The sequence below is a fragment of the Plantimonas leprariae genome, from assembly GCF_008802405.1.
GTDB classification, from domain to species: domain Bacteria; phylum Pseudomonadota; class Alphaproteobacteria; order Rhizobiales; family Rhizobiaceae; genus Plantimonas; species Plantimonas leprariae.
In genome coordinates this window covers 1-16,704 of the sequence record NZ_VZDO01000001.1, presented here as the reverse complement: position 1 = coordinate 16,704, position 16,704 = coordinate 1, and the positions used below count along the sequence as shown (strand labels likewise).

At 68.7% G+C, this 16,704-nt stretch carries 16 protein-coding genes and 1 tRNA gene; 6 read left to right on the top strand and 11 right to left on the bottom strand.

The window, feature by feature from the left end; all coding sequences use genetic code 11:
* Positions 1–9: 9 nt before the first annotated feature.
* The 6 genes from F6X38_RS00085 to F6X38_RS23205 all read right to left on the bottom strand — a co-directional run bounded on the left by F6X38_RS00085 (position 10) and on the right by F6X38_RS23205 (position 7,315).
* Positions 10–1,641, bottom strand: a complete 1,632-nt coding sequence (locus F6X38_RS00085; protein WP_150967503.1) for an ABC transporter ATP-binding protein — start codon at positions 1,639–1,641, stop codon at positions 10–12.
* The gene (locus tag F6X38_RS00080; RefSeq protein WP_150967502.1) at positions 1,641–2,477 is read right to left on the bottom strand and encodes an ABC transporter permease; all 837 of its coding nucleotides are present in this window, start codon (positions 2,475–2,477) and stop codon (positions 1,641–1,643) included. Before F6X38_RS00080 ends, F6X38_RS00085 begins: the two co-directional genes overlap by 1 nt.
* On the bottom strand, positions 2,474–3,592 hold the full coding sequence (locus F6X38_RS00075) for an ABC transporter permease (RefSeq protein WP_150967501.1): 1,119 nt from the start codon (positions 3,590–3,592) through the stop codon (positions 2,474–2,476). The genes F6X38_RS00080 and F6X38_RS00075 overlap by 4 nt, the downstream gene beginning before the upstream one ends.
* Positions 3,592–5,181: an ABC transporter substrate-binding protein gene (locus F6X38_RS00070; RefSeq protein ID WP_150967500.1), complete on the bottom strand. Its 1,590-nt coding sequence runs from the start codon at positions 5,179–5,181 to the stop codon at positions 3,592–3,594. Before F6X38_RS00070 ends, F6X38_RS00075 begins: the two co-directional genes overlap by 1 nt.
* Positions 5,182–5,557: 376 nt before the next feature.
* Positions 5,558–6,790, bottom strand: a complete 1,233-nt coding sequence (locus F6X38_RS00065) for an MFS transporter (RefSeq protein ID WP_150967499.1) — start codon at positions 6,788–6,790, stop codon at positions 5,558–5,560.
* Positions 6,791–6,874: 84 nt separating this feature from the next.
* Complete coding sequence (locus tag F6X38_RS23205) at positions 6,875–7,315, bottom strand: hypothetical protein (protein WP_161992565.1); 441 nt, start codon at positions 7,313–7,315, stop codon at positions 6,875–6,877.
* 132 nt (positions 7,316–7,447) lie between these two features.
* On the opposite strand from F6X38_RS23205, the gene F6X38_RS00055 reads away from it, so the two are divergent.
* The gene (locus F6X38_RS00055) at positions 7,448–8,275 is read left to right on the top strand and encodes a TrmH family RNA methyltransferase (RefSeq protein WP_150967498.1); all 828 of its coding nucleotides are present in this window, start codon (positions 7,448–7,450) and stop codon (positions 8,273–8,275) included.
* Here the strand turns inward: F6X38_RS00055 and F6X38_RS00050 are convergent.
* A complete protein-coding gene (locus F6X38_RS00050; RefSeq protein WP_150967497.1) occupies positions 8,242–9,327 on the bottom strand; it encodes a hypothetical protein in 1,086 nt (361 codons plus the stop codon). The two genes, F6X38_RS00055 and F6X38_RS00050, sit on opposite strands and share 34 nt — an antisense overlap.
* Positions 9,328–9,447: 120 nt before the next feature.
* Positions 9,448–10,032 (bottom strand): DUF1134 domain-containing protein, encoded by a 585-nt coding sequence (locus F6X38_RS00045; protein ID WP_150967496.1) that lies wholly within the window; start codon positions 10,030–10,032, stop codon positions 9,448–9,450.
* Positions 10,033–10,283: 251 nt separating this feature from the next.
* On the opposite strand from F6X38_RS00045, the gene chpT reads away from it, so the two are divergent.
* Both chpT and F6X38_RS00035 read left to right on the top strand, forming a co-directional pair.
* Positions 10,284–10,916, top strand: a complete 633-nt coding sequence (gene chpT, locus F6X38_RS00040) for a histidine phosphotransferase ChpT (RefSeq protein WP_150967495.1) — start codon at positions 10,284–10,286, stop codon at positions 10,914–10,916.
* A gap of 125 nt (positions 10,917–11,041) precedes the next feature.
* Positions 11,042–11,425 carry a response regulator gene (locus F6X38_RS00035; RefSeq protein ID WP_161992564.1) on the top strand — a complete coding sequence of 128 codons (384 nt, stop codon included), beginning with the start codon at positions 11,042–11,044 and terminating at the stop codon, positions 11,423–11,425.
* Between the two features lie 55 nt (positions 11,426–11,480).
* On the opposite strand, the gene ctrA is transcribed toward F6X38_RS00035, so the two are convergent.
* A complete protein-coding gene (gene ctrA / locus F6X38_RS00030) occupies positions 11,481–12,176 on the bottom strand; it encodes a response regulator transcription factor CtrA (RefSeq protein ID WP_150967493.1) in 696 nt (231 codons plus the stop codon).
* Between the two features lie 359 nt (positions 12,177–12,535).
* Between ctrA and F6X38_RS00025 the strand changes: the two genes are divergently transcribed.
* Positions 12,536–12,898: a flagellar export protein FliJ gene (locus F6X38_RS00025; protein ID WP_150967492.1), complete on the top strand. Its 363-nt coding sequence runs from the start codon at positions 12,536–12,538 to the stop codon at positions 12,896–12,898.
* Positions 12,899–13,040: 142 nt separating this feature from the next.
* Here F6X38_RS00025 and sciP read toward each other — a convergent pair whose 3' ends face one another.
* The gene (sciP, locus tag F6X38_RS00020) at positions 13,041–13,331 is read right to left on the bottom strand and encodes a CtrA inhibitor SciP (RefSeq protein WP_150967491.1); all 291 of its coding nucleotides are present in this window, start codon (positions 13,329–13,331) and stop codon (positions 13,041–13,043) included.
* A 247-nt stretch (positions 13,332–13,578) separates the two neighbouring features.
* On the opposite strand from sciP, the gene mnmA reads away from it, so the two are divergent.
* Entirely contained in the window at positions 13,579–14,766 is a 1,188-nt protein-coding gene (gene mnmA / locus F6X38_RS00015) for a tRNA 2-thiouridine(34) synthase MnmA (protein WP_150967490.1), read from the top strand.
* Between the two features lie 3 nt (positions 14,767–14,769).
* Here mnmA and F6X38_RS00010 read toward each other — a convergent pair whose 3' ends face one another.
* On the bottom strand, positions 14,770–15,729 hold the full coding sequence (locus F6X38_RS00010; protein WP_246191108.1) for a Gfo/Idh/MocA family protein: 960 nt from the start codon (positions 15,727–15,729) through the stop codon (positions 14,770–14,772).
* 155 nt (positions 15,730–15,884) lie between these two features.
* Here F6X38_RS00010 and F6X38_RS00005 point away from each other — a divergent pair.
* Positions 15,885–15,961: transfer RNA gene (locus F6X38_RS00005), tRNA-Met, on the top strand.
* Positions 15,962–16,704 lie beyond the last annotated feature (743 nt).

Here is a 16,704-nt window from a genome sequence, read left to right as displayed (position 1 = left end):
CTGAAGCGTTCAGTTTCCGGCCGCCGCCATGCGGCGGGCGTTGCGGACGGCCTCGAGCCAGCCGATGCGCATTTCCGGCACGGATTTGAGCAGGAGGTCGGTGTAGTCGTCGAAGGGCGGGGCGAGGACGCGGGACTTCGGCCCGAAGCGCACAAGGCGGCCGCGATGCATCACCGCGACGGAATCGGCGATGGCGCGGACGGTCGCGATGTCGTGGGTGATGAACAGGTAGGAGACGTGCGTTTCGGCCTGGAGCTTCATCAGGAGCTTCAGGATGCCGTCGGCGACGAGTGGGTCCAGCGCCGAGGTCGGCTCGTCGCAGAGGATGACCTCCGGCTCGGCGGCGAGCGCCCGGGCGATCGCGACGCGCTGCTTCTGGCCGCCAGAGAGCTCGGCCGGATAGCGGCCGGCGAATTCCGCCCTCAGCTCGATGGCTTCGAGCAGGCTGGCGACCCGATCCCGCTTCTTTGCGCCCCGCAGGCCGAAGTAGAAGGCGAGGGGCCGGCCGATGATATCCCCGACCGTCTGGCGCGGGTTCATCGCCGTATCCGCCATCTGGTAGATCATCTGGATGCGGCGGAGATCGTCGCGCGAGCGCTGCGACAGCTTTGGCGGCAGCTCCCGTCCGGCGAAGACCACGCGCCCGTGGCGCGGCGGAAGCAGGCCGGTGATGACGCGCGCCAGCGTCGACTTGCCGGAACCGGACTCGCCGACGACCGCCAGCGTCTGGCCCTTCGGCAGGTGCAGCGACACGCCGTTGAGGACGGTGAGGCCGGAAGGGTAACCCGCCTCGACATGGTCGACGCTGAGGAGGCGACCGAGCTGATCGGGCGCCTCGTCCTTGCCGAAATGGCGCATCGAGACGAGCCGCTGGGTGTAGTCCTCCTTCGGTTCCTCCAAGATCTGCCGCGCCGAGCCGTATTCGACGGTCTTGCCGTGCCTGAGCACCATGATGTCATCGGCGACCTGCGCGACGACGGCGAGGTCGTGCGTCACGTAGATCGCGGCGGTGTGCGTTTCCTCGATGGCGCGCTTGATGGCGACGAGGACGTCGATCTGGGTTGTGACGTCCAGCGCCGTGGTCGGCTCGTCGAAGACGATGAGGTCGGGCGAGGGGAGAAGCGCCATCGCCGTCATCGCGCGCTGGAGCTGGCCGCCGGAGACCTGATGCGGGTAGCGCCGGCCGAAGTTCTCCGGATCCGGCAGGCCGAGCGTGCGGAACAGGTCCTTCGCCTTGGCGAGCGCCGCCTCGCGGCTCATGACGCGGTGCTTGAGGCTCGCCTCGACGATCTGGTCCTCCAGCCGGAAGGCCGGATTGAACGAGGCCGCCGCCGACTGCGCCACATAGGCGACCTTGGCGCCGCGGATGCGCCGGAGCCGGGAAGGGCCGAGCCCGACGAGGTTCGTGCCGGCGAGCTCAACCGTGCCGCCGGTGATCGCGACGCTGCCGCGCCCGTAGCCGAGCGTCGACAGGCCGATAGTCGACTTGCCTGCGCCCGACTCGCCGATGAGCCCGAGGACGCGGCCCTTCGCGAGATCGAAGGACACGTCGTCGACGATCGTCACGTCGTGCGGCGCTTCGCCCGGCGGCGAGACATGCGCGCCGATCCGGAGGTTGCGGACTTTCAGGAGCTCGGCCATCAGGCGCGGCCTCCCTTGAGGCTGGCAGTGCGGTTCAAGAGCCAGTCCACGACGAGGTTCACCGATACGGCGAGGAGCGCGATCGCCATGCCGGGATAGAGCGCGGCGGAGACGCCGAAGATGATGCCGTCCTTGTTGTCCTTCACCATGCCGCCCCAGTCGGCGGCGGGTGGCTGGATGCCCAAGCCCAGGAAGGACAGCGTCGAGAGGAACAGGATCGCGAAGGCGAAGCGCAGGCCGAACTCGGCGAGGAGCGGCGAGAGCGCGTTCGGCAAAATCTCGCGAAAGATGATCCAGAGCGTCCCTTCGCCGCGCAGCCGGGCGGCCTCGACGAAGTCCATCACCGAGATGTCGGTCGCGACTGCCCGGCCGAGCCGGAAGACGCGGGTTGAATCGAGGACCGCCATCACCAGGATCAGGATCCACAGCCGCTGCGGCAGGACGGCGAGGACGACGAGCGCGAAGATCAGCGTCGGGATCGCCATCATCAAGTCGTTGAGGCGCGACAGCGCCTGGTCGGTCCAGCCGCGCACGACGGAGGCGGTGAAGGAGAGAAAAACGCCGAGCGAGAAGGACAGGAGCGTCGCGGCGGCGGCGACGAAGATCGTGGTGCGCGCGCCGTAGACGAGGCGCGACAGGAGATCGCGGCCGATATTGTCGGTGCCGAGCAGGAAGGCGCTGCCGCCCTCGCTCCAGGACGGCAGGTCCCAGACACCGCCGACCACCTCCTCCTCGCCGAAGGGCGCGATCCACGGCGCGAAGAGCGCGCAGCCGAAGGCGATCACCAGCCCGGCGATGCCGATCCAGGCGCTGAGCGGAATGGCGCGCAGCTTCATCGCGGATGCCTCAGGCGCGGATTGGCGACGATCGCGAGGATGTCGGCGGCCATGTTCAGGAAGATGTAGACGGCGGCGAAGAGCAGGCCGCAGGCCTGCACCACCGGCATGTCGCGCACCGTCACCGCGTCCACCATGTACTGGCCGATGCCGGGGTAGACGAAAACCACTTCGACCACGACCACACCGACGACAAGGTAGGCGAGGTTCAGCGCCACGACGTTGATGATCGGCGCGACGGCGTTAGGCGCGGCGTGGCGCACGATAGTGCGCCAGCGCGACAAGCCCTTCAGCTCTGCCGTCTCGATATAAGGCGCTTCCATGACGTTCAGGATCGCCGCCCGCGTCATCCTGAGCATGTGGGCGAGGACGACGAGGACGAGCGTCGCGCAGGGAAGCGCGATCGCGCCGAGCCGGTCGCCGAACGGCATCCCGTCGAAGACCGTCGAGGGGAAGGTGACGATCGGGTACTGGATCGCGAAGAGGAAGATCAGCACGTAGCCGATGAAGAACTCGGGGAGCGAGATCGCCGCCAGCGAGAAGACGTTGACGAGCTTGTCCGGCAGGCGGTTGCGGAACAGCACCGACAGTATGCCGAGGCCGATCGCCAGCGGCACCGAGATCAGCGCGGCGAAGAAGGCAAGGAACAGCGTGTTGCCGAGCCGGCGGCCGATCTGCTCGGTGATCGAGTTCCGGCTCGCCCAGGACATGCCGAAGTCGCCCTGCAACGCATGGCCGAGCCAGGCGAGGTAGCGGGTCACGGCCGGCTGGTCGAGACCGAGCTCGCGCCGGATGTTCGCCACCGCCTGCGGCGTCGCCGACTGGCCGAGATAGGTCTGCGCGAAGTCGCCCGGCAGCGCCTCGACGCCGAGGAACAGCACCGCCGAGACGGCGAGCAGCAAGAGGAAGCTGATCACGAGGCGCTGCGTGATCATCGCCGCCAGCGGATGGGCGGCGATCAAGCGCCCGAGCGCCGAGCGGGCGTCGACCGCCGGCAGCGCCGGCGCCGTCGACAGGAGCATGCCGCCGGCCGGACCCGCCGAGGCGATGGGATCGCCGGCCGGTAGGACGGCGGTGCCCGCCGGCCCTTCCGACAGGCCGGGGCCCGTGGTCATCAGCCCTCCAGCCAGACGCGGTTCGCGACGTAGCCGTTCGACATGTCGTTGCCGATGTCGTGGACGTAGCCTTTGACGTTCTTGCGGGCCGCGTTCACGAAGTCGTTGAACATCGGCAGGATGACGCCGCCGTCGTCGCGCACCATCATCGCCATGGTGCGGTACATCTCGCGGCGCTTCGTCTCGTCGAGTTCGGCCCGGGCTTCGAGCAGCAGCTTGTCGAAGTCGGGTCGGAGGAACCGCGTGTCGTTCCAGTCCGCCTTGGAATAGTAGGCGGTGGTATACATCTGATCCTGCGTCGGCCGGCCGCCCCAGTAGGAGGCGGAGAAGGGCTGGGCGTTCCAGACGTTCGACCAGTAGCCGTCGCCGGGCTCGCGCTTCACCTCGATCTCGATGCCGGCCTTGCGCGCCGACTGCTGGTAGAGCACGGCCGCGTCCACCGCGCCGGGGAAGGCGACCTCGGAGGTGCGGAGCAGCACCGAGCCGGAATGGCCGGACTTCTTGTAGTGGAAGGCCGCCTTGTCCGGGTCGTAGCTGCGCTGCTCGATGCCTTCCGGGAAAAGGGCGTAGGTCGAGTTGATCGGGAAGTCGTTGCCGACCTTGCCGTAGCCGCCGAGCACGGTCTTCACCATCGCCTCGCGGTCGATCGCGTATTTCATCGCCATGCGCAGGTCGTTGTTGTCGAACGGCGCGGTGTTGCAGTGCATCAGGAAGACGTAGTGGCCGCGGCCCGACGTGTTCAGCACCTCGACGGTGGGTGCGCGCTTCAGGAGGTTCACCGTCTTCGGGTCGACGCGGTTGATGAAGTGGACCTGTCCCGACGAGAGCGCCGCGACGCGCGCCGTCGCGTCGTTGATGACGATGATCTCGACCGAGTCGACGTAGCCGCGGTCCTGCCGCCAGTCGTTGGCGTTCCGCTCGAAGGTGGTGCGCACGCCCGGCTCGTGCTTGACGAGCTTGAACGGGCCGGTGCCCACAGCGGCGGCGGGATTGTCCATGCCGCCGTTCGGCTGGATGATCAGGTGGTAGTCGCTGAGGAGGAGGGGCATGTCGGCGTTGCCCTCCTGCAGGGTCAGGACGAGGTTGCCGCCGTCGGCCTTGATGTCGGTGATCGACTTCACGACGCCGAGCGCGCCGGATTCCGACTTCTCGTCGGTGTGCCGCTTCAGGGTGGCGACCACGTCGTCCACCGTCAGCTCCTTGCCGTCGTGGAACTTGACGCCCTTGCGGATCTTGAAGGTCCAGGTCTTGGCGTCGGGCGAGGGTTCCCAGGATTCGGCCAGCGCCGGCACGGCCGCGCCGGTCATCGGGTCGCTTTCCACCAGCATGTCGCCCCAGCAGCGGCCGATGCAGAACAGCACCTGCGACAGGTACTTCGCCGGGTCGAGCCCGTCCGTCGCCGAGCCGCCTTCGAGGCCGAGCTTCAGGTGGCCGCCGCGTTTCGGCTCCTGCGCCAGCGCGCTGGTCGAGAACAGGCTGCCGGCTGCGGTGAGCGAGACGCCGGCCGCGATCGCCCGGCCGATGAACTCGCGGCGGTTCATGCCGCCACGCCGGACTTCGTCGGCGAGGAACTTCAGATAGTCGCTCATTCGTCGTCTCCGTCCGGTAGAACCAGGCCGCCCCGGGGCTCAAGTCTGCGCAGTGTTCAGTATTCCTTCAGCCGTCGCAAGCTAGCCGCGAGGGCCGGCCATGGAATTCCACATGCGACACGACGCGGCGCAAACGGAAGTCTTACCCGGAAGAGTATATGGGATGCGGTGGAAGGTGCTTATTCGATAAGCAAAGCGGTGCTGTTCTTGCCGAAGCAAGCATCAAAACGCACCGAACGTCGCAACAACCACGACGGGCACGCTGTCTCGACCTTCGGGGCAACCTCCGCCGGCGGGAGAATGGAATCATTATAGCCAGGCTTGCAAGCCCCTTCCGCCGGGGATGCGCGCACCGGCGCCGCGAAGGCGCGTGGCGCTAGCGTCCGCCGGCCGCCGGCTCGGCCGGCGCCTGCCCCCGCATCGACATCGGCGCGACCGGCGTGAAGTCCGGCCGCCGTTCCGGCGGCAGGGCCGCCTTGCGGGTCGAGCGCCAGAGCGCGTAGCCGCCGTAGATCGCGTACATCATCGCCATCGCGACGAAGAAGCCTTCCGGCCCGAGCCGGTCCATCAGCCGGCCGCCGAGCTGCGGCCCGATCATGTTGCCGACGCCGTAGACGATGAGAAGGCCGCCGGACACCTGCACGAACTCGCCGGGACGCGCCTGGTCGTTGGCGTGGGCGACGCTCAGCGAATAGATGGTGAAGAGCACCGTCCCGAAGCCGAAGGTGCCGACGACGACGCCGATGGGCGTGCGCGGCGCGGCGATGATCATCGCCACCGAGACCGCGACCCCGATCGCCCCGGCGATGCCCATCACGTAGCGCCGGTCGATCCGGTCCGACAGGCGGCCGAACGGGTACTGGAACAGGACGCCGCCGACCATCGCGGCGGTCAGCATGGTGGCGATGCCGGCGGTGCCGAGCCCGGCGGCCTTGCCGTAGAGTGGGCCGAAATAGCCCCAGTTGCCGAAGATCACGCCGGCGACGAAGCAGCCGACCGCCGCGGCGGGGCTCCGGCGGAACAGTGCCCGCGGGTCGATCCGCACCTGTTCCAAGGGGCGCGGCGCGGGCGCGACCGACAGCATCACCGGCATGAGCGCCAGCCCGAAGGCGAGGGCGCTCGCCATGAACAGACGGTCGCCGGCGATGTCGCCGAGCGGCAGGAGGAACTGGCCGGAGGCGATGCCGACCATCGAGACGATCATGTAGGCCGAGAACACGGTGCCGCGATTGGTGTTGTCCGTCCGCTCATTGATCCAGCTCTCGATCACCATGTAGCCCCCGACCATGCCGAGGCCGCAGGCGCCGCGGAACAGCATCCAGGCGAGAGGGTGCGGCGCCAGTGCTAGGAGAAGCAGGAGGCAGGCGAGCGAGGTCTGCAGCGCGGCGAAGACCCGGATGTGCCCGACGCGGGCGACAAGGATCGGCACGAGGATGCAGCCGGCCGTGAAGGCCAGCGCGTAGACCGTGCCGATCCAGGCGATGGAGCCGGAGGACCAGCCTTCCGCCGCGGCGCGCAGCGGCACCAGGGCGCTGGCCAGCCCGGCTCCGACCATCATCAGGAAGGTCGCGAGAAGCAGCGCGCCGAAGGCGGCAACGGATTTCAACATGGGGGATGAGGCACCGGACGAGATGCGGCGAGGATAGCCCGGCCGCGTCCGTCGGGATCGCCGGATCGCGCCGCTCGCGCGCCGCTAAACGGCCTTCGCGCGGCTCAGCGCGCCGAGCGCCCGGCAGTCGGTGTAGATCGCCAGGAACTTGCCGTTCGCGCCGGACAGCCGCTTCGGCTCGAAGCGCAGCGTGCCGGACGGGTCCGGCGCGGCGAGGCCGTCGAACAGCTTCATGCCGCTTTCGCGGCCGTCGGGCTTGCGGAGCCTGACGAGGCCGCAGACGACGATGTCGCCGTCCGCCTTCTGCCGGGCCTCGATCGGCCCGAAGATCGGCGTCCTGCCGTCGGTGAGGGCGGCGGCGAAGGTGGAGCGGATCTCGGCCGTTTCCCGGTCGGTCAGCTTGTAGGCGATGGCCGGGATGTCGGGGTCTGCGGCAGGCAGCGCGCTGCCGAAACGCGGCAGGCTCCCGCAGCCTGCGAGGGCGAAAGCTGCTGTGGCGGCGAGAAGAACGGCGCGGACCGGCATGGGCGGATGTTGATCGCGGTTCCGCGCGGAATGTAAACCCTTCGAAGGGACGCCGTGCGGACAAGATCGGTAAATCCCTGACGCGAGCCGTGAAGTGCGGCCGCGCATCGAGAAGAGGCGGGTACGCTCCGAATGGTCCAGTTCGTCGAGATCGCCGATCCGGACGATCCGCGCGTCGCCGCCTTCCGCGGCATCCGCGAGCGCGATCTCGTGCGCGGCGGGGCGTTCGTCGCCGAAGGCACGGTGGTGGTCGGCCAGCTTGCCGCCTCGCCGTTCTTCGTGCCGAAGCAGCTTCTCGTCCTGCGCAACCGCCTCAACGGCATCGCCGATCTCCTGGACCACCTACCGGACGACATGCCGGTCTTCGTCGCCGAGCGGCCGGTGATCGACGCCGTGGCGGGCTTTGCCATGCACCGGGGCGTCCTGGCGGTCGGCGAAGCGCGGGCGGTGCCGCGTCTGCCGCTTCCCGAGCGTCTGGCCGCTCTGGCGGCGGAGGGCCGGACCGTGGTGGCGGCGGTCGGCATCGCCAACCACGACAACATCGGCGGCATCTTTCGCAACGCGGCCGCCTTCGCCGCCGGCATGGTGCTGGTCGACGAGACGAGCTGCGACCCGCTCTACCGGAAGGCCATCCGCGTTTCCGCCGGCGCGGTCCTGAGCGTTCCCTTCGAGCGGGTGCGGGCGGAGCGACTGCCGGACCTCTTGCGGGAGGCCGGCTTCCGGGCGGTCGCGCTCTCGCCCGGCGGCACGCTCGATCTCGCGGCGCTGGATGCGGTGCGGGAACCGGTCGCGCTCGTCCTTGGTGCCGAAGGGCCGGGCCTGCCGCCGTCCCTGATGGCGAGGATGGAAACGCTCAGGATCGACATGGCGCCCGGCTTCGACAGCCTGAACGTCGCGACGAGCGCGGCGATCGCGCTGCAACGGCTTTATTCGGCGCGGGGCGGCGCGTCCGAAGGCTGAGTTTCGTCGCGGCCCGCCGCCAGGGCACGCACGCGGTCGGCGATGCTTCGATGCGGGCCGGACGGCGTGTCTCCGGCCGGGCGCAGGAGCGGCTCCAGCGGCGAGCCGGGGCCCTCCCGCACCGCCGTGCGATGGATGACGCCGGCCGCGACGGCGGCGATCCGATCGCGGAGGCCCTCGGCCTCCGCCTCGCTCAACTCGCCCCCACCGCGGGTTCGCTCCAACGCCGCATCGAGACCGGTCTCGGCTAGGGCCGATGGCGAGGCCAGCGCGGGAGGGGGCGGCGTTGCAGGTTCGGCCGGCGAGGGGAGGGGCTCCGCCGTCGCGGCGGGAGTCGGGGGCGGCGCGGCGTTTCGCGCGGCGAGCATGCCCGGCACGAGACCTGCCGCGCGCTTCGCGCCGCTTGAGCCCGCCGTTGCCGCGCTCTCGCGCTGGCTGTCGCCGTCGCGGCGCAAGAGGCGGATCAGCGTGTCCTTCTCGCCGCTCGCCCGTTCCACCGAACGCAGCGTGTCGGTAAGCCGCTCGATCTTGGTCTCGGCCGCGACGAGCTCCACCTTCCGCTCCTCGGCGAGGTCGGACACCTCGCGGAACCGGACCGCCAGCGCCTCCAGTTCCTCGGCGTTCAGCGAGCCGTCGCGCTTCGCCTCGTCGAGCGTCTCGCTCAGGGCCCGCTCCTTGTCGCGATGCGCCGCGAAGATTTCGCGAAAGTTGTCGCGCTCGGCCGAGAAGGACGCCATTTCTGCCGCCGCGTCACGGTTGCGCTTGCCGAGCGCGGCGATCTCGACATTGGCCCGGCCGAGCTCGGCCTGCGCCAGCCCGAGCCGCTCGCGCATCGCCGCCACCTCGACCTCGCCGCGCCTGACGTCCATCGCGGCAGCGGCGCGCACCACGTCGAACTCGGCCCGGATCTCGTTGGCGGTCGCCGGCAGCGTCGCGTCGTATTCACGCCGGGCGAAATCCTGCGCTTTCCGCCAGAGAAGTGGCGCGAGGAGCAGGGCCGCGAGCGTCGCCGCGAGCGCTCCCAGCGCGAACACCAAAACGCTTGCGATCATGCGCGTCCTTCGAGCCCGGCGGCGGTTCCGCCGCGAGCCGATAGCATCTGGGAGCCGGGACGCAAACGAAAACGGCCGGCGGATCGCCGCCGGCCGTCCGATGCGGAGTTTCGGCTGTCGTCAGAAGGGGTTCCAGGTCGGCGTCGGCGTGAGCTTCAGGTAGCCGAGATTGATGCCGAGCCGCGCGCCGAGGCCGGTCTTCACCGGAACGAGGATGACGTTGTCGCGCTGCAGCACCGTCATGCCGACGCCGCCGACGAGATAGGCGCTTCCCGTTACGCCGCCGAAGCGGCCGTGCACCGCTTCCACGGAGGGGAGGTTGTAGACGAGCATCATCGTGCGCGCCCCGTCGCCGCCGACGTCGAAGCCGAGCGAGGGACCTTGCCAGTAGATGCGGTGGTCGCCGGCGTTCTTGGTGAACAGCGTGCCCTCGCCGAAGCGCAGGCCCCCGATGAAGGCGCCGGCGGCCTCCTCGCCGAGGATGTAGCCGTTCGGCAGGCCGTAGGTCTTGAAGGCATTCTCGATGACGCTGGCGAGACCGCCGGAGGTCGCGCCGAAGAAGCGGTGCCCTTCGCCGACGATCTCCTCGGCCGTGTAGCCGTTCTCGCCCTGCGCCGCGGCGGGAAGCGCGGCGCCGAGGACGGCGGCGAAAAGCAGGAGCGCGCCGAGGGCGGCGCGGGCGAGGCTGCGGACGATCGATGCCATGAGGTCTGATCCTTGGGCTTCGGGGACGGAGCGTCGGGGTCCAGGCGGCGAGGCCGCACCTGCGGCCGAACCGCAACATCCGGAGCATTTGATCAGTCCATGGTTGCCGAAACCCTAACGCAGCGGGGTTTTCTTCGCTCTCGCTTCGGTTGACGCACGTCGGCCGCCGAATCATTGTCGCCACGAGGCTGCGCCGGCTCGATTCGGGACATGCCTGCGAGCGCCCGCCGGCGCCACGAACGGAAGACACGATGGAACTGCCGCAGGTTTCCGCCCCCGATCTCGCCGCGCTCCTGGCGAGCCGGCTATGCCACGACATCATCTCGCCGGTCGGGGCGGTGCAGAGCGGCCTCGAACTCCTCGACGAGATGCCGAACGACCCCGAGTCGATGGCGCTCGTGCGGAACTCCACCAAGAGCGCGGTGGCGAAGCTGCAGTTCGCACGGATCGCCTACGGCGCTTCCGGCTCCTCCACCGCGCAGATCGATCTCGGCGACGCCCGCTCGGTGGCGGAAGGCTTCATGGACTTCGAGCGCGCCAACCTCACCTGGGAGGGCGAGCGCGCCTATGTTCCGAAGAACATCGCCAAGCTGATCCTGAACCTCATCGTCGTCGCCAACGCTTCCGTGCCGCGCGGGCGCGAGGTGCGCGTCGCGATCGAGGCGCTGGGCGAGGCGCCGCGCTTCACGATCACCGCGACCGGCACGCCGCTGCGCGTGCCGCAGAAATTCCGGGCGCTGCTCGCCGGCGAGCCGCTGCCGGAAGCGATCGACGCCCACGCCATCCAGCCCTACTACACGCTGCTTCTGGCGCGGGAAGCCGGCCTCGCGGTCGAACTCGGGGCCGAGGAGGACAGCGCGGTGTTCCGGGTTTCCCCGGCGTGAACGAGACCTGAGTCCGTTCATTCGACCTTTGCCATTTCCTTGAACGGAAGCGCAACCGCGGGCGGCTAGTCTTCGGGTGAACAGGCTGCCTCGTGGTGCGGCGGCCGATATCCGGAGCGGCACCCTTGACGACCTGCCTCGTGATCGACGACTCGCCTGTCATCCGCAAGGTCGCGACCCGCATCCTGGCGCGCGCGGGCGTAGCGGTGGAGGAGGCCGCGACCGGCGCGGAAGGCATCGCGAAGCTGGCGGCCACGGTTCCTGCCGTGGTGCTCGTCGCCGGCACGCTGTCCGACATGACGGGCGAGGATCTGGTGCGCCGCGTCCGCGCCATGCCGAACGGGGCGGGCGTCACGATCCTCGGCATGCTGGTGGAAGCCAATCTCGGCCAGATGACCCGGCTGAAGCGGGCGGGTTGCAGCGGCTTCGTCTACAAGCCCTTCGACCGCGCCTCGCTGACCGCCTGCCTCGCGCCGCATCTCCCGGCGGTCGCAGAAAAGGCCGCCTGAAACGGCGACGGCCCGCCGGGGGCGGGCCGCGGAAACTCGATGCGTCTCGCTGCCCTCAGGCGGCCTTTGTGTCGACCTCAGGCTCGCGCAGCACGTAGCCGCGGCCCCAGACGGTCTCGATGTAGTTCTTGCCGTCGGTCGCGTTGGCGAGCTTCTTGCGCAGCTTGCAGATGAACACGTCGATGATCTTCAGCTCGGGCTCGTCCATGCCGCCGTAGAGGTGGTTGAGGAACATCTCCTTGGTCAGCGTCGTGCCCTTGCGGAGCGAAAGGAGCTCCAGCATGGCGTATTCCTTGCCGGTCAGGTGGACGCGCTGGCCGTGGACCTCCACGGTCTTGGCGTCGAGGTTGACGGTGAGGTCGCCGGTCACGATCACGGACTGGGCGTGGCCCTTCGAGCGGCGGACGATGGCGTGGATGCGGGCGACGAGCTCGTCCTTGTGGAAGGGCTTCGTCATGTAGTCGTCGGCGCCGAACCCGAGGCCCCGGACCTTGTCCTCGATGCCGGCCATGCCGGAAAGGATCAGGATCGGCGTCTTCACCTTCGACAAGCGGAGCGTGCGCAGGACCTCGTAGCCCGACATGTCGGGCAGGTTCAGGTCGAGGAGGATGATGTCGTAGTCGTAGAGCTTGCCGAGGTCGACGCCCTCTTCGCCCAGATCGGTCGTGTAGACGTTGAAGCTCTCCGACTTCAGCATCAACTCGATGCTTTGCGCGACCGCGCTGTCATCCTCGATCAAAAGAACGCGCATCAGGTCTTCCTCTCCGCGGGGCTCGCCAGCGCTCGGAGCGCGGCGCGTGACCCGTCAGTCGTGTGTCCGTTTCTGAAATCTGACATGCAATGGTTAACAATTTCCCGTGCCGGCTCCGGCTGCGCCGGCATGTTGGATGCGTCGTCCGAGGGCTTGCCGCCAGGGTCGCAGCCCGACGCGCCGCACCGATGGGGATCGGCGGCGCCTCGGGTTTACCTGGCCTTAAATCCTCGGCCTCAAGATTAATGTCGCGAGTAAACGGACGGTTAAACGGTAACGGCGAAGCCTTGCCGGAAACCTTCCGAGCTTGGCCGGCGGCGGAGCCGGCGCCTGTCGCCGTCAGCGGGGAAGCTTTCAGGATGAAGAGGGACAATCTCGTGCGCCTCGCGCGCTTCAAGGTGAACGAGAAGCGGCGGCAGGTGGAGCAGCTCGAGCTGATGATGGCCGAGTTCGCCCGCATGGCGACCGAACTCGACCAGCAGATCAACAGCGAGGAGAAGCGCACCGGCATTACCGATACCGGGCACTTCGCCTACCCGACCTTCGCGAAGGCGGCGCGGGCGCGGCGCGACAACCTGACGAACTCGGTGAAGGACCTGCGCGTCCAGCTCAACGCCGCGCGCCTGTCGCAGGAAGAGGCGGAAAGCGAGCTCGCCAACGCCGAGAAGCTCGAGATGCGCGACGAGGCCTCGGCCGACGAGCGCCGCCACGCGACGGCCTGAGCCGCGCCCGGCGGATGCGGCGGCGGTCCGGTGAATGCCGGGCCGGGACGCGGGGGCGACGCCGGATCGATCAGACAGCGAACAAACGAAAAAGGCCGGCGCGATGCCGGCCTTTTCGTTTTCCGAACGAGCCTCGCTCGGTTCAGTGCAGTTCCTGCTTCTTCCGGTATTCCTGGATCTGCGTGGTGCGGAGGCCGGCGAGGCCGTGGCTGTCGATCGAAAGCTGCCAGGAAAGGAATTCCTCGACGGTCAGCGTGTAGCGCGAGCAGGCCTCGTCGAGGCTGAGCAGCCCGCCGCGCACGGCCGCGACCACCTCCGCCTTGCGCCGGATGACCCAGCGGCGGGTGTTGGCCGGGGGGAGATCGGCGATCGTCAGCGGACTGCCGTCCGGACCTATGACGTATTTCACCCGAGGTCTCACCTGATCGGTCATCGTACTCTCAACAACACCTACAGTACCAATCCTGACTCAACCCTAGAGCGCCGCTTTTAAAAATACGCTAAACCTATTGTAATAACTCGATAAGAATCCTCTCCAACGTCTTAGTTTCGACCTGTTTCGAGTGCTTGGCGAACGCCCGCCGCCCGGCGCAAGCCACGCGCAAGATTTGGTTTTTCGCCTCTTAGCGGCTACATGGAGGCGCCGGTCGAACGGCCACTTCCTTTTCGGAATATTCCCGATGACGAACTCCCTCGATCTCTCGAAGGCGCCGAAGGACTGCCGCGTGGTGGTGGCGATGTCGGGCGGCGTCGATTCGTCCGTCGTCGCCGCGATGCTGAAGGCCGAAGGCTATGACGTCGTCGGCATCACGCTGCAACTCTACGATTCGGGCGCGGTGCCACGGCGTGCCGGCGCCTGCTGCGCCGGCCAGGACATCCGCGACGCCAAGCGCGTGTCGGAAGCGCTCGGCATCCCGCACTATGTCCTCGACTACGAGGAAGCGTTCCGCGCCGCGGTGATCGACCCGTTCGCGGCGAGCTACGTCGCGGGCGAGACGCCGGTGCCCTGCATCAGCTGCAATCAGACCGTGAAGTTCCGCGATCTCCTCGCCGTCGCGAAGGACCTCGGCGCGGACGCGCTAGCGACCGGCCACTATATCGAGAGCCGCGCCCTCGCCGGGCAGGGCGGCCGGCGCGGTCTCTACCGTCCGCGCGACCTCGATCGCGACCAGAGCTATTTCCTGTTCGCGACGACGCAGGAGCAGGTCGATTTCCTGCGTTTTCCGCTCGGCGCGATGACCAAGGCCGAGACGCGCGCCATCGCGGAGCGCCACGGGCTCATCGTCGCCGACAAGCCGGACAGTCAGGACATCTGCTTCGTCGCGAACGGGCGCTACGGCGACGTGATCGAGCGGCTGCGGCCGGGGGCGGGCGTCCCGGGCGACATCGTCCATGTCGACGGGCGCGTGCTCGGGCGGCACGAGGGGATCGTGCACTTCACGGTCGGCCAGCGCCGTGGTCTCAGGATCGCGGCGCCCGACCCGCTCTATGTCGTCGCGATCGACGCGCCGTCGGCGCGCGTCGTGGTCGGGCCCCGCTCGGCGCTCCGGACCTCGCGCCTGACTTTACGCGAGGCGAACTGGCTCGGCGGTCCGCTGACTGAGGCCGGCTCCGACATCTTCGTGAAGGTCCGCTCCAGCCGTGCCCCGGCGCCTGCGCGGCTGGTGGTCGACGGCGGCAGGGTCACGGCGGTGGAACTCCTCGAAGGCGAGGAAGGCGTGGCGAAGGGGCAGGCGGCGGTGTTCTACGACGGCGTGGACGCCGGCGCGCGGGTGCTCGGCGGCGGCATCGTCGCCGAAGCCCTGCCGGACGCCCTCCGCATTCCGGCTGAAGCTCCCGTTCCGCTCGCCGCGGCGGCGGGCGGCTGAGCGTCAGTCCCTCGGCGGCGGCGAGGCCTGCGCCAAGATGCGGACGGTCTCCACGGCTTCCGCCGCACCGGTTTCCGGCTCCGATCGATGCTCGACGCAGTGGAGGAAATGCCGAAGTTCGCGGTCGAGCGGCAGGCCGGGCTCGGTCTCGATGAACTCGGCGTCGGCGTGCCGGAAGCCGAAGCCGCCCGGAGCCTCGCGCCAGACGCGATGCGGATGGAAGGCGAGCTTCTGCCCCTCCGGCGCAAGGTCGTCGAAGGTCAGCATGCCCTCGCTGCCGATCACGGAGAAGCGGCGGTCGCGATAGGGCGAGACGCGCGACACGTGGATTTCGGCGCTAACGCCGCTCTCGAAGCCGAGCGCGATGTCGGCGGCGTCGGTATCGTCGGACAGGACGGTCCGCCGCATGGTCTCGATCCGCACCGGGGCCTCGCCGGCGATCTTGAGGACGAGCGACAGGTCGTGCGGCGCGAGGTCCCAGACCGCGTCCATGCCAAGGAAGCGCCCGAGCCCCTGCCGCATGGCGACGATGTGCCGGACGGCGCCGATCCGCCTCGCCGCGACCTGCCGCGCCAGTTCCTGGAAGACCGGATGGTAGCGCAGGACGTGGCCGACCATCAGGATCCGGTTCGCGCGGCGCGCGGCCTCGGCCGTGGCGAGCGCGTCGGCGGGATCGAGCGCGATCGGCTTCTCGACGAGAACGTCCTTGGCCGCAGCCAGCGCCCGGCGCGCGACGGGACCGTGCACGACGGCCGGCAGCGCCAGCACGAGCGCATCGAGATCGGCGCTCTCGACCGCCTCGTCCGGCGACAGGCCGCGGACGCCGTATCGCTCGGCGAAGCGTGCGGCCTTCGCCGGGTCGCGGTCGGCGACGGCCGCCAGGACCCCGAACTCGGCGAGCGCGCGGACGTGGTTTTGTCCCCATTGGCCGCACCCGACCACCGCGACCCGCGTCGCCACCATTCCGCCGATCCTTCGGATGCCTCGCCCCAACGGGAGCGAGGGTTAAGCCGAGGCCGCCGCCCGATCAAGCGGCCATCGGCGGACAGGCGCGGTCAGCTTGACAGTTGCGCGGAGCGGCACCTATATCGCCGCGTCCGGCGCGGATCGCGCTTCGGGGCGGGGTAGCTCAGTTGGTTAGAGCAGCGGAATCATAATCCGCGTGTCGGGGGTTCAAGTCCCTCTCCCGCTACCACCACACCCCCTGTCATCGTTGAATGTTTCGGTTTTCGACTTCGGCGAGTTTGGCAGGTTGGCCGTCGGGTTTGACGATCTTCGTTCGACGCCTGATCACTTAGGCCACGAACGACCCGACCGTCGCAGTGTCTCTGTTCTTGTCGCATCGATGGTGTCGAGGACTGGTGTCGGGATCGGTGGCCAGACAGGTTCGCCGGTCTCGCCGCGACGGCTGTCGATCCGTCCGTCCTAGATGGCGCTGCGGTGCAGGATCTGCTCGTGCTCGCCGTATTCATCGTAATCTACCACGCCGTCACGAGGCCGCGTCGCGTCTGAGCCGCAAGCGAACGGCTTGTTTTGCCATCCGGATCCTGACCGTTCGTGTCTCGCCGCACCGGCTCGGTGAGTTCTCCATCAATTGGGAGCAGCGATCGTTCTTTTTGTCGAGTTTCTGAGCATAAGTCGCCTTTTCCGTTTCACACCATTTGCGCGTGTGACAACCGCCGAGTTGCGTGGAAGCGGACTTTTCCAGGAAGTCTCAGCCCGCCCGGTTCGTCGCGACGGCGCTTTTTGCTTCTCTGGCATAGCGCTTCCGCGACGCCTTCGGGCAAGAGTTGGGAGCCACGGCCCGTCGACTGCTGCCGTGCCGGGCGCAGGCCGCCCGGCACATTTGTGAACCGTCCGAAACGGCCTTCAGATCACGAAGAAGTCTGCGGCGGTCAGGGCGGCCTGGTTGGTCACGGTCGCGAACAGGACGGCCGC